Below are 21,308 nucleotides of genomic sequence, written 5' to 3'. Positions count from 1 at the left end.
AGCACTCCCGCTTAACGATAGTGCTGGCTTTCCCCTGAATTGCATCCTGAAGGCTAAGCCTGCCGGCAAAATACAATTCAACTATTTTAGCTGGGCAGCGATCTTTCTGACTTCAAAGCTTAAAGCATACCTTATAATATTTTACTATATGGGCTGTGATATTGAAAGTCATACTTCTCCATCTCTATTATAGCTCATGTTCCATCCCCCTATGTCAAGGAAATTTTCTTGAAAGCAAACTATTGCAATCAGAAGGGTTGTATGATAAATTATTAAAGTATCTTTTAATGTCGAAACCCGCAAAGGGATTCCGCATTAATTCAGATGGATGAATCTGACTATTGCAGATGAAAGCATTGAAAAATAGTTTCAGCTTATGCTTTTAGTAAGGAGGGAAACATACATGCCACGCAAATGTGTAGTAACTGGTAAAAAAACAACTTCAGGTAACGCACGTTCTCACGCAATGAACGCTAACAAGCGTACTTGGGGTGCTAACCTTCAAAAGGTACGTATTCTTGTAGACGGTAAACCTAAACGTGTTTGGGTTTCTGCAAGAGCACTTAAATCAGGTAAAGTTGAGCGCGTTTAACATGCTCAGGGACATCCCTTTTGGATGTCCTTTTTATTTTCCTTTTTTGACCCACTATCATTCTCCCCCATTTAGACAAAAAATAAAAGCACCCCAATGAGGTGCCAAGTTTTGATGCTATTTTCTTTTTAATTTATGGGTGTTTACCCCTTTTTGAAGGTCCCTAACATGGCACGCACAATGCCCCCTAAAAATTTAGGAAGTTTGATTGTATAAAATCTCATTACTCGTGTCCCTCCTCACGATCTTACGCATCCATTCTGTCCTTAAATCGTCTTTACCATCTTATTCAAATAATGAAAGATGAGTACTCATGATTACAAAAAATGATCAGAAAGCAATTCATGCTAAGACTCTTATCCATCTTTCCCGCATCTTGCAGGGCAGCACCGGCCCGGCACTTAATCCTTGCTTCTTACAACCATTAATATGCCTTCAGTAAAAGAAAAAGTACCACAATCATCAATAAGTTCATTACTGATACAAAGAGTAGAACCGGCAGAGACGGTCCGATCTGTCAGCGGATACTTGAAATTTCTTAGAGTGAGGCCTTTAATTTCCATAGTGATCGGAACAAAAGAAATGTATTTGAAATTTGAATGCTGTTTTATGCTGTATTTACCTGGAGTCTTAATATAAATCTTGTTCGTTTTGTCAATAATTTCGACTGGAACAAAGACTTCCTCAAGTGCAGGCTTAATTAGCAGCTGAATATTTGCAAATAAGTGGTCAAGCCTGCCGCCTGTGGCGCCAAGTAAACGCACTTTTTCAGGTTTTTGACCCAGTGCCCAATTCAAGGCAAGCTCCATGTCCGTTTCGTCCTTCTCCGGCTTGAACCTGTTCAGCTCTTTTACATTTTCTTCAATGATTAAAAGCTCTTCATCTGTCACCGAATCAAAATCACCAAATGCCATTTCCGGCTGAATGCCACTTTGAATTAGAGTAAGCACCCCTCTGTCTACTCCTACCCAAATAGCACCTGTATTACTGAACGAATGCAGATCAGGCAGCAAGTCATCTGGGCCGCCAGCTAAAATATTGATAATCATTATACATTGCTCCATTCATTTATGTATGTATCTTAAATGACAAAAAGCCAGCTGTATTCCAGCTGGCTTTAATTATCGCAGTCTAACGGGCAGTAAGACCCCCACTTCAAGACTCAGAAGAATCAAAGGAGGATTAAGTGGGGGTCAAATTGTCCGTAAAGGCCCGATTGGTGAGATACAGTGAAACTTGCCGGCGCGCAGGCAGAGGCTTAGTTGAACCAATCGGGTTCGTAGTGGCGATTGATTGAAGCGCTAGCGGAGATCTTAGCGACACTAGAACGCGACTAACAATCAGTGGGGGATAAGGAAACCCCCCCACTGATTGAAGTTTCACTTTATTGCGAACCCTTTAAAGCAGCAATCGCTGCTGCTCTGTCTGTCTGATTATAAATTGCCGACCCGGCAACCAGCACATTCGCTCCAGCTTCAATGCACAATCGGGCTGTTTCTTCATTCACTCCGCCGTCCACTTCAATTTCAATATTTAGACCTTTTGCGTCAGCCAATTCCTTAACGGCTGCAATCTTCGCAAGAACAGCTGGGATGAATTTTTGCCCTCCAAAACCAGGATTAACTGACATAAGCAATACCATATCAATATCCTCGATAACATGCTCTATCATATTAACTGGTGTAGCTGGATTAAGAACCACTCCTGCCTTGACGCCAAAGGATTTAATAAAATGAACCGTTCTGTGAAGGTGCTTGCATGCTTCTGCATGAACAGTGATGTAATCAGCTCCCGCATTAGCAAATGCCTCAATGTAGCTATCCGGATCTTCTATCATCAAATGAACGTCAAGGGGCAGCTTTGTTACAGGACGGATGGCATCTACTATTAATGGACCAATTGTAATATTCGGCACAAAATGGCCGTCCATTACATCCACATGAATATAATCAGCGCCGCCGCGTTCAACGTCTTTAATCTCTTCACCCAATTTAGAAAAGTCTGCCGATAAAATAGAAGGTGCGATTTTTACCATGAATTAATACCTCGGCTTTCTATCTTTGATTTCCTGCAGAAAGGTTTTGTAATGTTCATACCTGTAGGATGGAATTTCACCGCCTTCACAGGCGGACTTTACAGCGCATTTAGGCTCAGCCATGTGCAGGCATCCTCTAAATTTGCAAAGTTCGCTTTTGTTCTGAATTTCAGGGAAGCAATAATTGAGATCCTCCAGTTCAATATCTGTGAATTCAAGTGAGCTGAAACCCGGGGTATCAGCAACAAGCCCTTTTCCAACCTCGATCAGCTCTACATGCCTGGTCGTATGCTTTCCCCTGCCCAAATGCGAAGAAATGTCATTTGTTTTCAGCTCCAGGTCAGGTCTTAAAACGTTTAACAAAGAAGATTTCCCCACCCCTGACTGTCCGGCAAAAACAGATATCTCACCTTCCAGATAGGGCATCAGATCTTTAACCCCTTCTTCTGTCTCAGAGGAAGTCAGCAAAACATCATAGCCTGCTTTGCGGTAATCTGAAGCATATTGCTGAATTTCCCTATACTCAGTTTCGTCCGCCAGGTCAATTTTAGTAATGCAGATGAGCGGCTTTATATGATTGAATTCAACCAGCACCAGGAAACGGTCCAGAAGGGATGTGCTAAAGCCCGGTTCAACAGCTGAGAATACAAGAATTGCCTGATCAACATTGGCAATCGGCGGACGAATCAGCTCGTTTTTCCGTTCCTTTACTTCTAGGATGTATCCTTCTGTATTATTTTCTGCCTGAAACACTACTTCATCACCGACTAGCGGTGTGACTTTATTTTTCCTGAAAACTCCGCGTCCGCGGCACTGAATGGTTTCATTTCCGCTTAATACATAATAAAACCCTGCTAAGGCTTTAATAATTTTGCCCTCAGGCATAGCAACACTCCTTGCTTATGATTCTTCATCCGGATAAGGTATTTCCTTTTCCTCAAAAACCTGGCCATCCCGCAGAACCTTATATGTGGCATTTTGTCCAGGGGCTATTGTCAGATCAATTGGTATTACCACATCTTCATATATCAGCTCTGTATGCATTGGTTCAGAACCTGTGTTATTCATATCCTTAATGATAATCTGAACTTCATTCGGCTCACCTTCAGCGGCAGGCTCATATGGAACGCTGATCTCAATATTTTCAGTCTTAGGAAGAAGTTCTTTTTTTCCTTTTGAAAGAACCACCGTCACCTTCTGTCCCCTTGTCAGATTTGTGCCTGGTGCCGGGTCCTGTTTGATGACCAGCCCTTCAGGGACTTCTTCATGGTACTCTTCTTCCCCATATTCTACTTTCAATCCGGAAGATTCTTCGTACTCCTGCAGACCCTTTTCGTTATAGCCCCGCAAATCTTTTAATGCTATTGGCGCCGGTCCTTTGCTCACAGTGAAAATCAATTCCGTATCCTCTGGAACGACAAGATCGCCTTCTGATAAGTTTTGATCCAGTATAGTCCCAGCAGGCTCACTATCATTAGATTCTTCGTTTTTTTCAATGCTTTTAAAATTTTTGCTGTCAAGCAGGCGGACAACATCATCAAATTGCCTGCCCTTGTAATCTGATAATTCAAATTTTTCCTTGCCGGAGCTTTCGTAGATATCGATAGAAGTTCCCTCTTTGACAGTCCTGCCTGCTTTCGGATCTGTTTTAACTACCAGGCCTTCTTCAACCTCAGGGTCACTTAACGGCTTTGTATCCCTGACCGTAAATCCTGCGGCAATCAGCTCTGCAACTGCATCTTCAACCTCTTTTCCGGACACATCCGGAACCTGTACATCCTTTGGCTCCATAAGATCAGGGAAAACGGTTATGGCCAGAATCCCTGTCACAATCAGAAACATAAAGACTGAAACGAGAATTATCGGCCATTTCTTTTTCTTCCTTTTTTCCTTTTTCTTTTCAGGGAGGGGTTTTGCTGCAGGCTGCGTGTCGCCCTTCAGGTCTTTTGCATGCACAAGGGTTTCGTCCATACTTTGGTATGGGCGGTCATCTGTAATAACAGGGATAGCTTTTGTAGCATCATCGTCAATCGGCACTATAAACTTTTTTTCATGAAGCCTTTCGGGCTCAAGAGCTGTTCTAATATCTTCTTCCATTTCTTCAACCGAATCATACCTATGGAAAGGATCTTTAGCTGTTGCTTTTAGAACGATATTTTCAACACTTTGCGGGATGGATGGATTCCACCTCTTAAGGGAAGGCGTTTCCGATTGCAGATGTTTGAGTGCAATTGATACCGCAGATTCGCCCGAGAAAGGAAGCCTGCCTGTCAGCAGCTCAAACATAACAATGCCAAGGGAATAGATATCAGACTTTCTGTTGGCCATTCCCCCTCTGGCCTGTTCAGGAGAAAGATAATGAACAGAGCCTAACACTGAATTAGTCTGGGTTATGCTGGTAGCACTTAATGCCATGGCAATCCCAAAATCAGTAATCTTAACATTACCATGCCTGTCTATCAAAATATTATGCGGTTTTATATCCCGGTGTATGATATGGTTCTGATGTGCATGAGATATGGCTGAGGTCAGCTGTTTCAAAATTTCCAGGGCATCATCTATGCGAATAGGGCTGTTTTGCTGTATGTATTGCTTTAACGTTTGTCCATCTACATATTCCATCACAATATAATAGATTGTATCCTCCTCGCCAACATCATAGATATTGACGATATTCGGGTGAGCTAAGCTGGTAGCGGACTGGGCTTCACGATGAAAACGGCGGATAAATTCTTCATCTTCGGCAAAGTCCATCCGAAGCACTTTCACGGCTACATCACGATCAAGAATCATATCATGGGCCAGGTAGACATTCGCCATGCCGCCTCCGCCAATCATATCAATAATCTTATAGCGGCCGCTTAATCTTCTTCCCTTAATCATCATTAATCATCCCGCTCTCATTGCTTTCATAATACTCAGCAATCACGAGCGTAATATTATCTTCGCCGCCATTATCATTGGCCTTTTCAATCAGCACAGAGGCTTTTTCTTCCAGTGTACCGCCACTATTAAGGATTTCACTCATTTCTGCCACAGACACCTTGTTGGACAATCCGTCAGAGCATAATAATAATAAGTCGCCTTCTTCGAATGTAATTGTTTTAATATCCATCTCAACAGCTGATTCCGTTCCCAATGCTCTAAGCAGCACATTTTTTCTTGGATGATTCTCGGCATCTTCCTTTGTAATCTGCCCTGACCTTACAAGTTCATTCACCAGGGAATGGTCTTCCGTCAGCTGCTGAAAACCTGATTCATTTAAAATATAACATCTGCTGTCGCCGATATTCGCAATAGTCGCAAAACGGTCGGTACATATCGCAGCAACAACAGTAGTGCCCATACCTTCGCACTGTTCATTCACTTTCGAATGCTCATAAAGAATGGTGTTGACCTCTGCAATATACTTCTGCAGCCACGCTTCAGCCTCATCGGCAGTCTGAAAGTCATCTGTCTGATCCCATAATCCTTTTAAGCTAGTTAAAGTCATTTCGCTTGCCACATCGCCGGCACGGTGGCCGCCCATGCCATCTGCTACGATGGCAAGGCGCTGCCCCCTGCTGTTCAAAAAGATGCCGCCATTATCTTCATTATGCTGCCTGACTTTGCCCCTATCTGTCATAAAAACAGCTTTCATTCTGTCACCTCGTCTCCTCTTTTCGCTCCTTTGCACGAAGTTGTCCGCATGCTGCATCTATATCATGACCGTGCTCCCTGCGAATGGTTACATTAATGCCGTGGTTCTTCAGTGTCTTTTCAAAAGCAAAAATTTGATCCTTGGGTGTCCTTACATAATCTCGTTCCGGCACATAGTTTACTGGAATCAGGTTAACATGGCACTTCACATTTTTTATTAACTTTGCCAGCTCTTCAGCATGTTCCACCTGGTCATTGACCCCTCCGAATAAGCCATATTCGAAACTCACCCGTCTGCCTGTTTTATTTATATAATACCTGATTGAATCCATAAGGTCCGGCAGCTTATAAGCTCTATTTATCGGCATCAGCCGGCTCCTGATTTCGGTGTTTGGAGCATGTAAGGAAATCGCGAAATTAATCTGCATATTTTCATCTGCAAATTTATAGATTTTTGGGATGATTCCGCTTGTCGAAACCGTTATATGGCGTGCTCCGATATTCAGCCCTTTATCATGGTTGATAATTTTAAGGAATGAGAGCATGCTGTCATAATTATCAAAAGGTTCACCGATCCCCATAATGACAACTGAGCTGACCCGTTCATCTGTTTCATCAAGTGCCTGTTGTACTTTTACGACCTGAGCAACGATTTCTCCTGCTTCAAGATTACGTTTTAATCCGCCTAATGTGGAAGCACAGAATGTACAGCCGATCCGGCAGCCCACCTGAGTGGTTACACATACTGAATTCCCATAGTCATGCCTCATCAGTACAGTTTCAATAGAATAGCCATCATGAAGTTCAAATAAAAATTTTATTGTCCCATCAGCTGACTCCTGCTGGATGATCGTTTTAAGGGTTGTCAGCGAAAAACTTGATGATAACGTATCCCGCAGCCCTTTTGACAGATTCGTCATATCCTCAAATGACGTGACTCTCTTTGTGTAAAGCCAATCAAATATCTGTTCAGCCCTGAAGGCTTTCTCATTATTCTCTTTTAACCATTCCTTCAGCTCATGAAGCTGTAAAGTATATATGGATGGCTTTTGTTCTGCTGCTGTAATTTTCTCTGCTGCTTTTTGTTCCATTTATTGCACCTTCTTTCTCAGACAGGCAATATAAAACCCGTCCGAACCAATATCTTGCGGTAAAATCTGCAGTTCAAAGCCATCCATTAATGGAGCAATCGCATTAGGCATCCGCTCCTGAACAGATAGATTTCCCTCAAATTCCGCATTGTCCTTTAAAAACGCGTGAACAACATGCTGATTTTCTTCTTTGTCCACTGTACATGTACTATAAACAAGGATACCACCTTTTTTCAGTAAAGGTGAAACGGCGTCCAATAGATTTCTCTGAATCTTATGGAGATGATATAAATCTTCTTCTTTTTTAGTGTATTTCATATCGGGCTTTCTTCTCATAACTCCAAGGCCTGAACATGGGGCATCCACCAAAATGCGGTCAAAAGATTCTTTTTCATAATGCTCCTGGACTTTTCTGCTGTCAAGGGCATTCGTCTTAATATTTGTCAGTCCCAGTCTATCGGCATTATCATTGATCAGCCTTACTTTATGCTCGTGAAGGTCCAGTGAAATGACCTGACCGGTGTTTTGCAGTTTTTCTGCTATATGTGTCGTTTTTCCTCCCGGAGCTGCACAGGCATCCAGGATCTTCTCATCGGGATTTCCTCCAAGAGCATAAGCAGCAAGCATGGAGCTTTCATCCTGAATAGTAATCAGTCCTTCTTTGAATACACGGGAATTGGCCAGATTGCCTCTCAAACATTTAATGGCAACTGGAATAAACGGACTTGGCTCCACTTCAAATCCCTCTTCCTGAAGAAGTGACAGGCACTCCTCCCTTGAAGCCTTTACCTCATTTACCCTTGCCGTCTGCAGCGGGGCAGTTAAGTTTATTTCGCACATTTTCTTTGTTTCTTCAAATCCCAGCTGATCGGCCCATCTTTTTACAAGCCATTCGGGATGGCTGGTCTCAATGGAGAGGCGCTTCACCCTGTCCTCAATTTGTTCGGGATCGGGAAGCCCCTTCCTCTGAATGTTTCTCAGCACACCGTTGACCATGCCGGAAATCCCTTTATGCCCTCTTCGTTTTGCTATTTCTACTGCCTCGTAAATTGCTGCCCGGTCAGGAATTTTATCAAGATAAACCATCTGATAAAGTGTCAGCCTCAAGAGCTGATTTACCCAGCTTTCGATTTTTTTATTAGGTGCCAAAAAGGGCTTCAGGTAAAAATCGAGTGTCATCCGGCGCTGAAGTGTACCATATGTCAGCTCGGTAAGCAGTCCAATGTCCTTCTGGTCAATTTCATTCTTTTTTATGGCGTTATTCAGTAAAAGATTGCTGTAGGACTGATTTTTTTCTATGGCCTCAAGAAGCTCCATTGCCGTTTCTCTAACATTTTTCGTCTGTAGTTTTTTCATTCGATGTCTCCCAGACGGCCGCCGGCAGTCAAATTGGACCCTGCACCTCTTAAAAATTGTTCTGCTGGCATCTTTTTCTTTCCTGAAGGCTGCAGTTCAGTAATTTTAACGGCTGTATCATTCCCTGATGCCACAACGATTCCGTCTTCCTCAAGCCTGATGATTGTTCCCGGCTCTTCGCTTTTAGCATGTTTGACTTTCTTTGAATTCCAGATTTTAACCACTTTGCTGTCAAATGTTGTATAAGCAACCGGCCATGGATTTAACCCTCTAATATGGTTATAAATTTCTTCTCCGGTTTTGCTCCAGTCGATTTTTTCCTGTTCTCTTTTAATGTTATAGGCAAAAGTGGCTTTTTCTTCATTTTGCCTGATGGGATTCAGTTCACCATTAAGCAGCTTTGGAAGGGTTTCAGACAAAAGCTTGGATCCTGCCTCGCTAAGTTTATCGTGAAGAGTGCCAACTGTATCTGTTTCAGTAATCTGCACCTCTACTTGTGTTAATATATCGCCGGCATCCAGCTTTTCAGCCATATACATAATGGTGATTCCTGTTTTTTCTTTCCCCTGCAGAATGGAGTAATGAATGGGCGCACCGCCCCGCAATTCCGGAAGCAATGATGCATGTACATTAATACAGCCAAACTTAGGCGCATCCAGAAGTTCCTTCGGCAAAATTTGCCCAAACGCCGCTGTGACGACAAGGTCAGGCTTAAGAGCAAGAACTTTCTCCAGCTCTTCCGGCTGGCGGATTTTTTCGGGCTGATACACAGGGATGCCCTGTTTTTCAGCTTCGACTTTTACAGGAGGGGGAGTAAGGACCTTTTTCCTTCCAACCGGCCTGTCAGGCTGAGTAACCACTCCGATCACTTCATATCCGTCCTCTATTATTTGCTTTAGTACCGGCACTGAAAAATCTGGTGTGCCCATAAAAACGATTTTTGTCATTCAGCTTCCAATCCTTCCAACTCTTCTTCATTCAAGTATCTTGTTACTTTTGAGGTAAATAGCACCCCATGCAAATGATCAATTTCATGGAGGATCGCTCTTGCAAGGAAATCTTCAGCCTCCAGGGTAAAAAATTTCCCTTTGCGGTCCTGCGCCTTTATTTTGACATATTCAGGCCTTGTAACTTCACCATATAACCCTGGAAAACTCAAGCACCCCTCAGGGCCTGTCTGCTCCCCATCCGTTTCAAGAATTTCCGGATTGATCATTTCAATTGTTCCAAACTCATCATCTATATCAACAATGGCAATTTGCAGCTTTTGCCCAATTTGCGGAGCAGCAAGCCCTACACCATCGAATTCAAGCATCGTATCATACATATCATTTAACAATTTGCCAAGCTTCTTATCAAACACTTTAACTGGTTCGCATTCTGCTTCCAGAATTTCAGCCGGATAAGTAACAATTTTTTTAACCGCCAAAACATTTCCTCCATTTTTATCTATTTTCAACCAATTTGGGTTTATTCATAACCAGAAAAGCTGGAGTGCCTTAAGGTACTCCTTCTAAAAGATGACTCCAGTAGAAACTACATTAAAATATATGGATTCAGGTCAATTGAGACGGTTAGGCCCCCGGCAGAAATTTCCTGCTGGTAATTATCCAGAATCTTTTTCAGCGTCTGGCCAAGTTCCGGCTCCCGCTTGTATTTTATCAGACATTGATACCGATATCTATTATTGATCCGCGGTATTGGGGAGGCAACAGGACCAAGAACAATGCTCTCTGCAGATAATCTTGACTGAATGTACTGCGTGATCTTCTCGGTTACCGAAACAGCCTTCATTAACTCCTCGTGGCTGACGGTGATAAGGGAGATATAGAAGAAAGGAGGATATCTATGGATTTTGCGGACCATCATTTCTCTATCATAAAATTTATCGTAATCCTGCTCCCCCGCCAACTCAATACTATAATGTTCAGGCGTATAGGTCTGAATGATTACCTCACCCTCTAATTCATGCCTTCCGGCTCGCCCGCTTACCTGTGTCAGCAGCTGAAAGGTTTTTTCGGAAGAGCGGAAATCAGGCAAGTGCAGCATGGTGTCTGCCGAGAGGACGCCCACTAAGGTAATATTGGGGAAATCAAGGCCTTTAGCAATCATCTGAGTCCCAAGAAGAATATCTGCATGTCCTTCCTGGAATTGATCGAGGAGCTTTTCATGTGCACCCTTCCTGCTGGTAGTGTCGACATCCATCCGGATTACCTTCGCTTCCGGCAGAATCTTTGCCAATTCCTCTTCCACTTTCTGCGTACCGGTCCCAAAATAGCGGATATGCTCACTTTCACATTCCGGGCATGCAGTCGGAACCAATGCTTCATAGCCGCAGTAATGGCATTTCATCTGCTGGTTATAACGATGATACGTCAAAGATATATCACAATGCGGACAATTAATAACATATCCGCAGTCCCTGCACATTACAAATGAGGAGTGCCCTCTTTTATTTAAAAATAAAACGATCTGCTCTTTTTTTCCAAGACGGTCTTTTATTTTTTCAAGGAGCTTCCTGGAGAACATAGACCGGTTTCCTTCTCGCAGCTCTTCCCGCATATCAATGATATCAACTGCAGGGAGAGCCTGATTGTTCATTCTGTTTTCGAGAGTGAGGAGATGGTAAACTCCTTTTTGTGCCCGCGCGAAAGATTCCAATGAGGGAGTTGCACTGCCGAGCACCACAGGACATTTATAATTTTCCGCTCTTTTGATGGCAACATCCCTTGCGTGGTATCTTGGATTTTCTTCCTGCTTATAGCTGGTTTCGTGCTCTTCATCAATGATAATAATTCCGAGGTTTTCAAAGGGGGCAAAGATCGCCGATCGGGCTCCGACAACAACCTTGACTTCCTTCCGCTGAATCTTTCTCCATTCATCATACTTTTCTCCCGCTGAAAGGCCGCTGTGCATAACCGCAACCTGATCGCCAAACCTTCCTTTAAAGCGTTTGACCATCTGCGGAGTTAAGGAAATCTCAGGAACAAGGACAATGGCTTCTTTGCCATCCTTAAGGACCCGCTGGATGGATTGCAGATAAACCTCCGTTTTTCCGCTTCCTGTTACCCCATAAAGCAAAAAGGTTTCATGCCTGTTTTCTTCAATAGAATCAAGGATGGGGATAATGGCTTTTCTTTGTCCATCAGTCAAAGAGAGAGGTTCGGTTCTTTCGAATTCACGGTCTGCAAAAGGATTACGGTAAATTTCAACGTCCTTCTGGCCAAGCAGCCCTTTTTGCAAAAGTCCTTTTAACGTGGAAGAGGTGATTCCAAGCAAGGAAAATAACTCTTTCTGATCGACCGGTCCCTCATCCTGAAGGAAATACTCCAGCACTTCCTTTTGCTTAGTTGCATTGCCTGGAAGCTTTTGAAGGTAATCAGCAAGCTCTTTAGCGGCAGCGGCCGCAAAAACCTGCTTGACTTTTTTCTTTTTGACCCGTTCTTTTACCTGGTAAATAATTTCAATATTTCCATTTGATGCTTCCTTCTGAAGAAGCGGTAAAGCACCGCCCTTTACTGCATCATCCCAGGTAATCTCTTGAGCATTCTGAAAGAGTGTGCTTACTTTTTCAGGAAGCAGCTTACGATCTGCATTTTCCGCCATTACGAGCTTCTTTTCATATTTTGCCTTCAATGCTGCAGGCAGCATAGCCTGAAAGGCTGAAATTTTGTAGCATAAAGTTTTTTCTGTCAGCCATTCACCAAGGGTCAAAAGCTCCCGATTAAGGACTGGATATAAATCCATCGGTTCTAAAATGGATTTTAACTGCTGAAGATCCGACTCTGCTTTTAATCCTGTAACAAACCCCTGTATTTTCCTCGGCCCAAATGGAACAACCACCCTCATGCCGGGGAAGATGACGCCATTCAGATGAGAGGGTATTTTATAGTCAAACGCGCGGTCAGTCTGTTTGGCAGGAACATCGACAATTACACTCGCTATATTCATTCATGCTCATCCTTTAGCAGCTTCGAGGCTTCTTCAAGAATTTTTTCGGCAACATCCTTTTTAGACATTAGCGGAAGTTTTTCCGATGATCCATCCTTTTTAATTAATGTAACAATATTAGTGTCAGTTCCAAAGCCTGCACCTTCTGCAGTTACATTGTTGGCAACGATCATATCGGCGTTTTTCTTCATTAGCTTGCCCTTTGCATACTCTTCGACCTGTTCGGTTTCTGCCGCAAACCCTATCAGGATTTGCTTTTTCTTTTTTTGTCCCAGCTCGAACAATATATCCTTTGTTCTTTCAAGCTCCAACACTTCATCCCCAGGCTTTTTTTTCATTTTTTGCGCAGAAGTCACCTTTGGACGATAATCGGAGACTGCAGCGGTCTTTATGACAACATCGGCATGATCAAATTCACTTATTGCCGCCTGATACATTTCTTCAGCAGATTCCACCTTTATCAGTTTTAAGCCGGCAGGCGCATTAATTGAAACAGGGCCGGATATTAATACAACTTCAGCACCTGCAGAGACGGCAGCTTCCGCTATTGCATAGCCCATTTTCCCAGTAGAATGGTTCGTAATATAACGGACAGGATCAATTTTTTCCCTCGTCGGGCCTGCTGTTATGACCACTTTTCGGCCAGTAAACTCCAATCTGGAAGGCTTGAAAAATTCACTGATTGTTTCTGTAATTTTCTCCGGCTCTTCAAGCCTGCCTTTTCCAACATAACCGCATGCAAGATACCCTTCTGAAGGCTCTATGAATCTGCAGCCAAAACCATATAAGGTTTCAATATTTTTTTGGACAGCAGGATGGCTGTACATATGCACATTCATTGCAGGTGCAATCCAGATCGGTGATGATGCAGCCAAAAGAGTTGTTGTGATCATATTATCTGCAATTCCATTGGCAAGCTTCCCAATAACATTTGCTGTAGCCGGGGCAACAAGAATTAAATCTGCCCAATCAGCCAGGTCGATGTGAGCGATAACCTTCGAGTCTTTTTCATCAAAAGTGTCGGTGTAAACATCATGTCTTGAAAGCGCCTGAAAAGTTAGTGGTGCAACAAAATTAGCAGCCGAATCACTTAGGATAACTTTTACCTTTGCCCCGGCCTGTGTCAGTTTGCTCGTTAAGGCTGCAGCTTTATAAACAGCAATTCCTCCGGTTACACATAATAGTATCTTCTTTCCAGTCAGCATTATATGACCCCACCAATCTCAAAAATAATTCTTCTCTATGAAAAACGGCCTGGCTATCAATTCTATATAAAGCCTGGCCATTAATGACAATTAGCTTTCATGATAGTTTTATTATGCAAGAAGAGCAGTGAATTTTCATCTAATAAAACCTCAAACAAAAATAACAACCTTTTGAAAGGTTGTTATTCAGCGATTTCACTCGTATGATTCATTGGCTGTTTTTTCGCCCAGGCGGTAATGAAGCTGGTCTGCATGTATTTCCTCAAGTGCTTTGCCCACATTTTTATGTGATTTGTATCTTTCAAGCTGCGGCCTTGCATTAAGCTGAAGCTTGCGGGCACGCTTGGCAGCAACTGAAACAAGTGAATATTTGGAGTCAATCTTTGTCATTAGAGAATCAATAGAAGGATAAAGCATAATTTATTCTACCTCCAGCATTTTTTTATATTTAGGTTCTACACGTTCCCTGCGGCAGTGTTCAGCTACCACAATAGATTTTATTCTTTCACAGGCCAGGTTGATTTGATCATTCTCTACAACATAATCATATAGATTCATCATTTCAATCTCTTCTTTCGCTGCATTCATGCGATTGTTGATGATATCTTCTGTCTCTGTCCCTCTCGTCACGATACGGTTCTTAAGCTCTGATAAACTAGGAGGAACCAGGAAGATGAACAGGCCGTCCGGAAATTTCTCGCGTACCTGGCGGGCACCCTGAACTTCAATTTCAAGGAACACATCTTTGCCGCGGTCGAGTGTTTCTCTTACATAGTCAACCGGTGTTCCGTAGTAGTTCCCGACAAACTCTGCATATTCAAGCAGCTTATCCTGCCTGATGAGCTCTTCAAACTCCTCGCGTGTTTTGAAAAAGTAATCAACTCCATTGATTTCTCCCTCTCTCGGAGATCTCGTTGTCATTGAAATAGAATATTCAAACGCTGTATCAGACTGAGCAAATATCTCTTTTCTTACTGTTCCTTTTCCTACACCTGAGGGTCCGGATAGAACGATCAATAACCCTTTTTCTTTCATTTATAAAATCCTACCCTTCCTCAATAATTTCATCACGGTCATTTAATCGGTGCGCGACAGTTTCCGGCTGGACGGCAGACAAAATGACATGGTCACTATCCATAACGATAACTGCACGGGTGCGCCTGCCATATGTAGCATCTATTAAAGAGCCCCGGTCCCGCGCGTCCTGAATAATCCGTTTTATCGGGGCAGATTCGGGACTGACTATTGATATAATCCGGTTGGCAGAAACTATATTGCCAAAACCGATATTGATCAGTTTAATTGACATTTGGGTCCTCCAATCATCAGTTATTTAGTTTGACCCCCAGATCCGGAATCTAAACAACTGCTATTCAATATTTTGAACCTGTTCCTTCATTTTTTCCAATAAACTCTTTATTTCAACCACTTCGGCAGCTATATCTGCACTATTTGCCTTGGAGCCGATCGTATTGGCCTCCCGGTTCATTTCCTGCAGAATAAAGTCAAGCTTTCTTCCTGCCGGATCTGTAAGCTGAAGTGTATGCTCAAACTGGCTAATGTGGCTATGCAGCCTTATCAGTTCTTCACTGATATCCGCTTTATCAGCGAATACCGCTACCTCTGTCAAAATTCTCGGTTCATCCACCTGGCCATCAAGAAATTCCTTCATACGCTTATGCAATCTTTCCTTGTAAAGCTGTGCAATCTTTGGTGCATACTCTCTCAGTTTGCTGACACTATTGCTTAAAAGACTAAGATGGCTGCGAAGATCTTTTTCCAGCTCATCGCCCTCTGCTTTCCTCATTTGCATTAACTGCTGGCATGCCTCTTCAGCAGCAGAAAGGACCAGCTGGCTCATTTCCTCATTGCCGGACTCTTTTTCTTCTATGCTAATTAATTCTTCGCGAATGACATCCCCGATGGATAGTTCCGTTTGAATTTGATACTTTGCTTGAATTGCAGTTATGTATTGATAATATTCATCTAATAGTGCCCAGTCAACATTTACTTTCCTGCTGGCCAGGACATCGCCGTCAATGGTGATAAAAACCTCGATTCTTCCTCTTTTGATATGCCTATTAAGCTTTTTCTTTATTTTGTCTTCAATATGCATCAGCTGTCTCGGCATTCTTATTTGAAATTCGGAAAAACGATGATTAACAGTTTTTATTTCAACCGTAATGGAGCCTTGCCCGGAATCTTTCTTGCTTCTGCCATAACCAGTCATGCTTACTGCCATTTCTCACACTTCCTTTTGGGAAAAGCACAGCTTATAAAAAGCACTTACTTTCAGTTAGCGGCATGTTGCCTGTGCAGTTTATGTATAAAAATCATGTAGTGATGGAGATTTATATGTTTGCGCAAAAAAGAAAGGTAATAGAGTTCTTCTCTACTACCTAAAGGATTATAACATATTTTATTTTGTTTTTCTTGCCAAAAATGTGCCAGCCAGTAAAAATGTTGGAATGGCTGAGAGTCCAGTGATCATAAACCAGTCACCTAATTCAATAGGGACAGTGTGGAAAATTGGCTGAAGCGGCGGATAATATATGACAATCAGCACTAAAATCAGGGAAGAGATGACTGCCCAGACTAAATATTTATTGCCAAATGGATTTCTTGAGAACACTGATTTTTCACTGCGGCAATCAAATACATGAATCAGTTGTGCCAATACCAATGTAGCAAATGCTACTGTCTGAGCATAAGCAAGATGATCCGGATTTGCCCGGTAGGCAAAAATAAACGCCAGTAATGTTACAAGTCCAATTAAAAACCCTCTTGAAACCACCTTCCAGCCAAGGCCTCTTGAAAAAACACCTTCCTTAGGGCTCCTTGGCTTCCGCTTCATCACATTTTCCTCAGGCTGGTCAAGACCTAGAGCCATTGCCGGAAGTCCATCCGTTACTAGGTTCACCCAGAGAATCTGAATTGGCACTAATGGCAGCGGAAGGGCTAGAAGCATAGCAAACAGCATAACCAGAATTTCACCAACATTTGATGCAAGCAAATACCTGATGAACTTGCGGATATTTTCGTAAATATTTCTTCCTTCTTTTATCGCAGCTTTTATGGTAGCAAAATTATCATCAAGCAATACAAGTGCAGATGCCTCTTTAGCAACATCTGTGCCTGTAATGCCCATTGAAATGCCAATATCCGCTGCTTTAATGGCCGGAGCATCATTGACTCCATCACCTGTCATGGCAACGATATGGCCTCTATTCTGGAGAGCCTTGACAATTTTCAATTTATGCTCAGGCGATACTCTGGCAAATACTGCGACATCCTCAACCACATCCTCAAGGTCTTCTACAGACATCTCTGCCAGGTCTTTGCCCTGAAGGACTTTGGAACCTTCTGTTAAAATGCCCAACTGTTTGGCAATGGCCTGTGCTGTAATCACATGATCTCCTGTGATCATTATCGTTTTGATTCCTGCTTCCCTGCATTCCTTTACTGCTTCTTTAACCTCCGGCCTTGGCGGATCGATCATCCCCTGCAGCCCGATAAAAGTTAATCCCTTCTCCGCCTCTTTTTCATCAAGAATGACATTTTTGGATGGGATTTCTTTATAGCCAATCGCGATGGTCCTTAATGCTTGTGAAGCCAGATCTTCTATGGCTGCCTGAATTTCACCATAAAGCTCCTTTGACAGAATCTGCCGCCTTCCCTCCCAAAGAACCGATTCGCTTTTTCCGGCTAAGACATCAGGGGCACCTTTCGTAACAATAAATTGTCTCCCATTATGATCCTTTACCACAACACTCATCATTTTTCTGGCTGAGTCAAACGGAAACTCATTAATAATCTTAAATTGATTTAGCAGACTGCTCCTGTTATAGCCGGCTTTCATGGCTGCTACAAGGAGAGCACCTTCAGTTGGATCACCATCAATCACAAACTCATTATTTTTCTGCTGTATTTCTGCATGATTGCATAGCATGCCAAACATCAGCATCTGCTGGAGTGCTTTATCACTTTTCGGCTCAATTTGGCTGTCATTTCTATAAAACTGCCCTTGCGGTTCATATCCGACTCCATCTACTCTCCATTCTTTCCCTCCGCTCCAGAGATGGGTGACAGTCATTTTGTTTTGGGTCATGGTTCCGGTTTTGTCTGAACAAATAACAGACGCACAGCCAAGTGTTTCAACTGCAGGAAGCTTCCGTACGATTGCCTTTTTCCTGATCATTCTTTGTACACCAAGCGAGAGCGCCACCGTGACAATGGCCGGCAGCCCTTCTGGAATTGCTGCAACAGCCAATGAGACTCCCGCAAGGAACATTGTATATAATTCCTGCCCCTGCATCACCCCTGCCGCAACAACGAGAACTGTAAGGAAAATCGCTGCCGTAATGAGGATTTTACCGAGCTGTTCCAATCTCCGCTGAAGCGGTGTTGTCATGGTTTCGGCATTTTGCAGAAGATCAGCAATTTGTCCCATAGCAGTATTCATCCCTGTTCCGACAACCACACCCAATCCATTGCCGCGGGTTACCATTGTACCCATAAAAGCCATATTTTCCATATCGCCAATAGCGAGGTTAGGCGTTTTCAGGGAACCGGTCCTCTTTTGGACAGGCAGCGACTCTCCCGTTAAGGCAGACTCCTCAATTTCAAGGCTATTGGATTCTACTATTCTTACATCTGCTCCCACTCTGTCTCCCGTGGAAAATTTAAGCAGATCCCCAACCGCCACTTCTTTTGAAGGGATTTTCTTCCATATCCCATCCCGAAGAGCAATCACTTGGGGAGCGGATAATTCTTTAAGTGCACTTAGCGACTTTTCCGCTTTCCTTTCCTGAAAAAAGCCCAGAAACCCATTTATGATTACGATCGCAATAATGGCAATCGCATCAATATATTCACCAAGCAGCCCCGAAATCAAGGTGGCAGCTAATAAAACAAGAACCATGAAATCTTTAAATTGACTAAAAAATAAGAGTAAAGCAGACTGCTTTTCTCCCTCTTTCAATTCATTAAAGCCATATTGCTTGTGGCGTTTTTTTACATCATCCTCTGTTAAGCCTGCCTTAATGTCTGTATTTAAGGCCTGCTCAACCTCCCTTTCATTCATTTCATGGAACTTCATCCGGACATCACACTTCCTCCTTTGTGGTTTGAGAAAAGCCATGAGTGTCTCCGGTGCAGGGAATAAACCGAAAAAAGAATCCCGGAAGCACTCACGGCCAGACTTTAAGAGAATGCGCCAAATGGCTTACTATCCTCTTCTGCTAAATTAAGGCAGAGTTGTCCAATCTCACTCTAAAGAAAGCATATTCAGCCCTGTCCAAAAAAATGCTATTATTATTAGAAAAGCGGAAGGCGCCCGCTTATCGGCGACAAGCATAAGACGAGCCGGCATGAAGGTTGTTTTTTAACCTTCTTGACGGATTGGCTTATGACCTCGAGCCGATGGTGCCTGGAGCTAGACAATATTAGAAAAGCGGAAGCGCCTTGCCCACCCCCGACAAGTACAAGACGGGGCTCCCGGAAAGGCGTCCTTTGCCTTTTTGGGAGGTCCGGCTTGTGACCTCGAGGGGGTAGTCGCTGGAGCTAGACAGTATTAGAAAAGCGGAAGCGTCTTGCAAATAGAAAAACCAAGCATTAAAACTTGATTTTTATTCAATAAATGAAAGAATAAGGTATACCTAATGTAATTATTATAGAAGAGGATGTTCCGATATGTCATTTGATGGTTTGTTCACAAGAGCTATGACGAAAGAGCTTATAGATACTTTAAAGGGTGGCAGAATCAATAAGATTCAGCAGCCATATAAAAATGAAATCATTTTAGTTGTGCGGGCAAACGGGAAGAATCACAGGCTTTTACTGTCAGCCCATCCAAGCTATGCGAGAGTCCAGCTTACGAATGAAACACACGAAAACCCTTCAGAACCCCCGATGTTCTGCATGCTATTAAGAAAGCACCTGGAAGGCTACATACTTGAAGATGTCCATCAAATCGGGCTTGACCGCATAATCGTGTTTGAGGTGAAAGGCAGGAATGAGATTGGCGATACATCCTATAAACAGCTGATTGTTGAGATTATGGGCAGGCACAGCAATATTACGCTGGTGGATAAATCCCGCAACATCATTCTCGACAGCATCAAACATGTTTCTTTTGCCGTTAATAGCCATCGTGCCATTTTGCCCGGACAGGAGTATGTACTCCCTCCATCTCAGGATAAAATGAATCCCTTCGAGGCGGATGAAGAAGCTTTACTGCGCAAGATTGATTTTAACAGCGGGAAAGTTGATAAACAGCTTGTGGCGGGTTTCTCCGGAATCTCCCCGCTATTTGCAAAAGAAGTGATGCACCATGCCGGTCTTGTAAACAGGACAACTCTTCCTAAGAGTTTCCAGCATTTTATCGGCTTGCTGAAAGACCATAGCATCAGGCCAGCCATTACAGAAGGGGAAAATAAAGAAAGCTTTTATTTATTGCCCCTGCAGCATATTAAAGGGGAAAGCAGGGAGTTTAATTCCCTGAGTGAAATGCTGGACCGCTTTTATTTCGGTAAAGCTGAAAGAGACCGGGTCAAACAGCAATCCAATGATCTTGAACGTTTTATAGTTAATGAGAAAGAAAAAAATGAGAAGAAGATTGAGAAGTTGAAGATAACCCTTCATGAAGCAGAAAATGCCGATAAACATCAATTATATGGGGAATTGATCACGGCAAATATTTATGCGATTCAAAAGGGGATGAAGCAAGCGGAGGTCATCAATTATTATGATGAAAATGGCGCTTCAGTGATTATTCCTTTGGATCCGCAGAAGACTCCTTCGGAGAATGCACAAAAGTATTTTACAAGATACCAAAAAGCAAAAAATGCCGTTATTGCAGTAAAAGGGCAAATTAAAAAAGCAGAAGAGGAAGCGGCATACTTCGAGTCCCTTCTTCAGCAAGTACAAACGGCATCAACAAGAGACATTGCTGAAATAAGGGAAGAGCTTGCTGAAGGCGGTTATATTCGTGAAAGGCAGAAACGGGGAAACAAAAAACAGCAAAATCTTAAGCCTGTTCTGGACCGTTATACTGCCACTGACGGAACGGAAATTCTAGTGGGTAAAAATAACAAGCAAAATGATTATTTAACGAACAAATTAGCCGGAAGGGATGAAATCTGGCTGCATACAAAAGATATCCCTGGTTCACATGTGGTGATCCGAAGCAAGGAGCCTTCAGAAAATACAATACTTGAAGCTGCATCCCTCGCAGCTTACTTCAGCAAAGCACGCAATTCCAGTTCCGTACCCGTTGACTTCACACAAGTCAGGCACGTGAAAAAACCAAGCGGCGCGAAACCTGGATTTGTCATATATGACAATCAGCAGACTGTTTACGTTACGCCTGATGAAGAAACGATTCTGTCCTTAAAACAAAACCTTTAATAAATGAAAAAAGCAAGCTCCGATGCTTGCTT

The 21,308-nt window shown here is 42.9% G+C and carries 19 protein-coding genes; 2 read left to right on the top strand and 17 right to left on the bottom strand.

What is annotated here, in order from left to right; translation table 11 throughout:
• The first annotated feature begins 403 nt into the window (after window positions 1-403).
• Entirely contained in the window at window positions 404-592 is a 189-nt protein-coding gene (gene rpmB, locus PBF_RS07200; RefSeq protein ID WP_019381740.1) for a 50S ribosomal protein L28, read from the top strand.
• A gap of 143 nt (window positions 593-735) precedes the next feature.
• Here rpmB and spoVM read toward each other — a convergent pair whose 3' ends face one another.
• From spoVM to PBF_RS07115, 17 genes are all read right to left on the bottom strand, one after another.
• Entirely contained in the window at window positions 736-816 is an 81-nt protein-coding gene (gene spoVM, locus PBF_RS07195; RefSeq protein WP_019381739.1) for a stage V sporulation protein SpoVM, read from the bottom strand.
• 177 nt (window positions 817-993) lie between these two features.
• Window positions 994-1,641 carry a thiamine diphosphokinase gene (locus tag PBF_RS07190; protein ID WP_035328885.1) on the bottom strand — a complete coding sequence of 216 codons (648 nt, stop codon included), beginning with the start codon at window positions 1,639-1,641 and terminating at the stop codon, window positions 994-996.
• Between the two features lie 335 nt (window positions 1,642-1,976).
• Window positions 1,977-2,627, bottom strand: coding sequence for a ribulose-phosphate 3-epimerase (gene rpe, locus PBF_RS07185; RefSeq protein ID WP_035328883.1), 651 nt, complete (start codon window positions 2,625-2,627; stop codon window positions 1,977-1,979).
• Between the two features lie 3 nt (window positions 2,628-2,630).
• The gene (gene rsgA / locus PBF_RS07180) at window positions 2,631-3,512 is read right to left on the bottom strand and encodes a ribosome small subunit-dependent GTPase A (protein ID WP_035328881.1); all 882 of its coding nucleotides are present in this window, start codon (window positions 3,510-3,512) and stop codon (window positions 2,631-2,633) included.
• A gap of 15 nt (window positions 3,513-3,527) precedes the next feature.
• The gene (gene pknB, locus PBF_RS07175) at window positions 3,528-5,510 is read right to left on the bottom strand and encodes a Stk1 family PASTA domain-containing Ser/Thr kinase (RefSeq protein WP_035329113.1); all 1,983 of its coding nucleotides are present in this window, start codon (window positions 5,508-5,510) and stop codon (window positions 3,528-3,530) included.
• On the bottom strand, window positions 5,503-6,267 hold the full coding sequence (locus PBF_RS07170) for a Stp1/IreP family PP2C-type Ser/Thr phosphatase (protein WP_035328879.1): 765 nt from the start codon (window positions 6,265-6,267) through the stop codon (window positions 5,503-5,505). The genes pknB and PBF_RS07170 overlap by 8 nt, the downstream gene beginning before the upstream one ends.
• A gap of 4 nt (window positions 6,268-6,271) precedes the next feature.
• Complete coding sequence (gene rlmN / locus PBF_RS07165; RefSeq protein WP_035328877.1) at window positions 6,272-7,357, bottom strand: 23S rRNA (adenine(2503)-C(2))-methyltransferase RlmN; 1,086 nt, start codon at window positions 7,355-7,357, stop codon at window positions 6,272-6,274.
• Entirely contained in the window at window positions 7,358-8,713 is a 1,356-nt protein-coding gene (rsmB, locus tag PBF_RS07160; RefSeq protein WP_035328874.1) for a 16S rRNA (cytosine(967)-C(5))-methyltransferase RsmB, read from the bottom strand.
• Complete coding sequence (gene fmt / locus PBF_RS07155) at window positions 8,710-9,660, bottom strand: methionyl-tRNA formyltransferase (protein WP_035328873.1); 951 nt, start codon at window positions 9,658-9,660, stop codon at window positions 8,710-8,712. Before fmt ends, rsmB begins: the two co-directional genes overlap by 4 nt.
• The gene (def, locus tag PBF_RS07150; protein WP_035328871.1) at window positions 9,657-10,142 is read right to left on the bottom strand and encodes a peptide deformylase; all 486 of its coding nucleotides are present in this window, start codon (window positions 10,140-10,142) and stop codon (window positions 9,657-9,659) included. Before def ends, fmt begins: the two co-directional genes overlap by 4 nt.
• A gap of 107 nt (window positions 10,143-10,249) precedes the next feature.
• Window positions 10,250-12,664 carry a primosomal protein N' gene (gene priA, locus PBF_RS07145; protein WP_035328869.1) on the bottom strand — a complete coding sequence of 805 codons (2,415 nt, stop codon included), beginning with the start codon at window positions 12,662-12,664 and terminating at the stop codon, window positions 10,250-10,252.
• On the bottom strand, window positions 12,661-13,869 hold the full coding sequence (coaBC, locus tag PBF_RS07140; protein ID WP_035328867.1) for a bifunctional phosphopantothenoylcysteine decarboxylase/phosphopantothenate--cysteine ligase CoaBC: 1,209 nt from the start codon (window positions 13,867-13,869) through the stop codon (window positions 12,661-12,663). Before coaBC ends, priA begins: the two co-directional genes overlap by 4 nt.
• Window positions 13,870-14,064: 195 nt before the next feature.
• Entirely contained in the window at window positions 14,065-14,286 is a 222-nt protein-coding gene (rpoZ, locus tag PBF_RS07135; RefSeq protein ID WP_035328865.1) for a DNA-directed RNA polymerase subunit omega, read from the bottom strand.
• A gap of 3 nt (window positions 14,287-14,289) precedes the next feature.
• The gene (gmk, locus tag PBF_RS07130) at window positions 14,290-14,904 is read right to left on the bottom strand and encodes a guanylate kinase (protein WP_035328863.1); all 615 of its coding nucleotides are present in this window, start codon (window positions 14,902-14,904) and stop codon (window positions 14,290-14,292) included.
• Between the two features lie 10 nt (window positions 14,905-14,914).
• Complete coding sequence (gene remA / locus PBF_RS07125; protein ID WP_026585597.1) at window positions 14,915-15,178, bottom strand: extracellular matrix/biofilm regulator RemA; 264 nt, start codon at window positions 15,176-15,178, stop codon at window positions 14,915-14,917.
• A 60-nt stretch (window positions 15,179-15,238) separates the two neighbouring features.
• Complete coding sequence (locus PBF_RS07120; protein WP_035328860.1) at window positions 15,239-16,111, bottom strand: YicC/YloC family endoribonuclease; 873 nt, start codon at window positions 16,109-16,111, stop codon at window positions 15,239-15,241.
• 177 nt (window positions 16,112-16,288) lie between these two features.
• Window positions 16,289-18,967, bottom strand: a complete 2,679-nt coding sequence (locus PBF_RS07115; RefSeq protein ID WP_035328858.1) for a calcium-translocating P-type ATPase, SERCA-type — start codon at window positions 18,965-18,967, stop codon at window positions 16,289-16,291.
• A 593-nt stretch (window positions 18,968-19,560) separates the two neighbouring features.
• Between PBF_RS07115 and PBF_RS07110 the strand changes: the two genes are divergently transcribed.
• A complete protein-coding gene (locus PBF_RS07110; protein ID WP_035328856.1) occupies window positions 19,561-21,276 on the top strand; it encodes an Rqc2 family fibronectin-binding protein in 1,716 nt (571 codons plus the stop codon).
• Window positions 21,277-21,308: the final 32 nt, after the last annotated feature.

It is taken from the genome of Cytobacillus firmus DS1, assembly GCF_000565285.1.
In the GTDB taxonomy this organism is placed as follows: domain Bacteria; phylum Bacillota; class Bacilli; order Bacillales; family Cytobacillaceae; genus Cytobacillus; species Cytobacillus firmus_A.
This window is presented reverse-complemented; position numbering and strand designations above follow the sequence as displayed.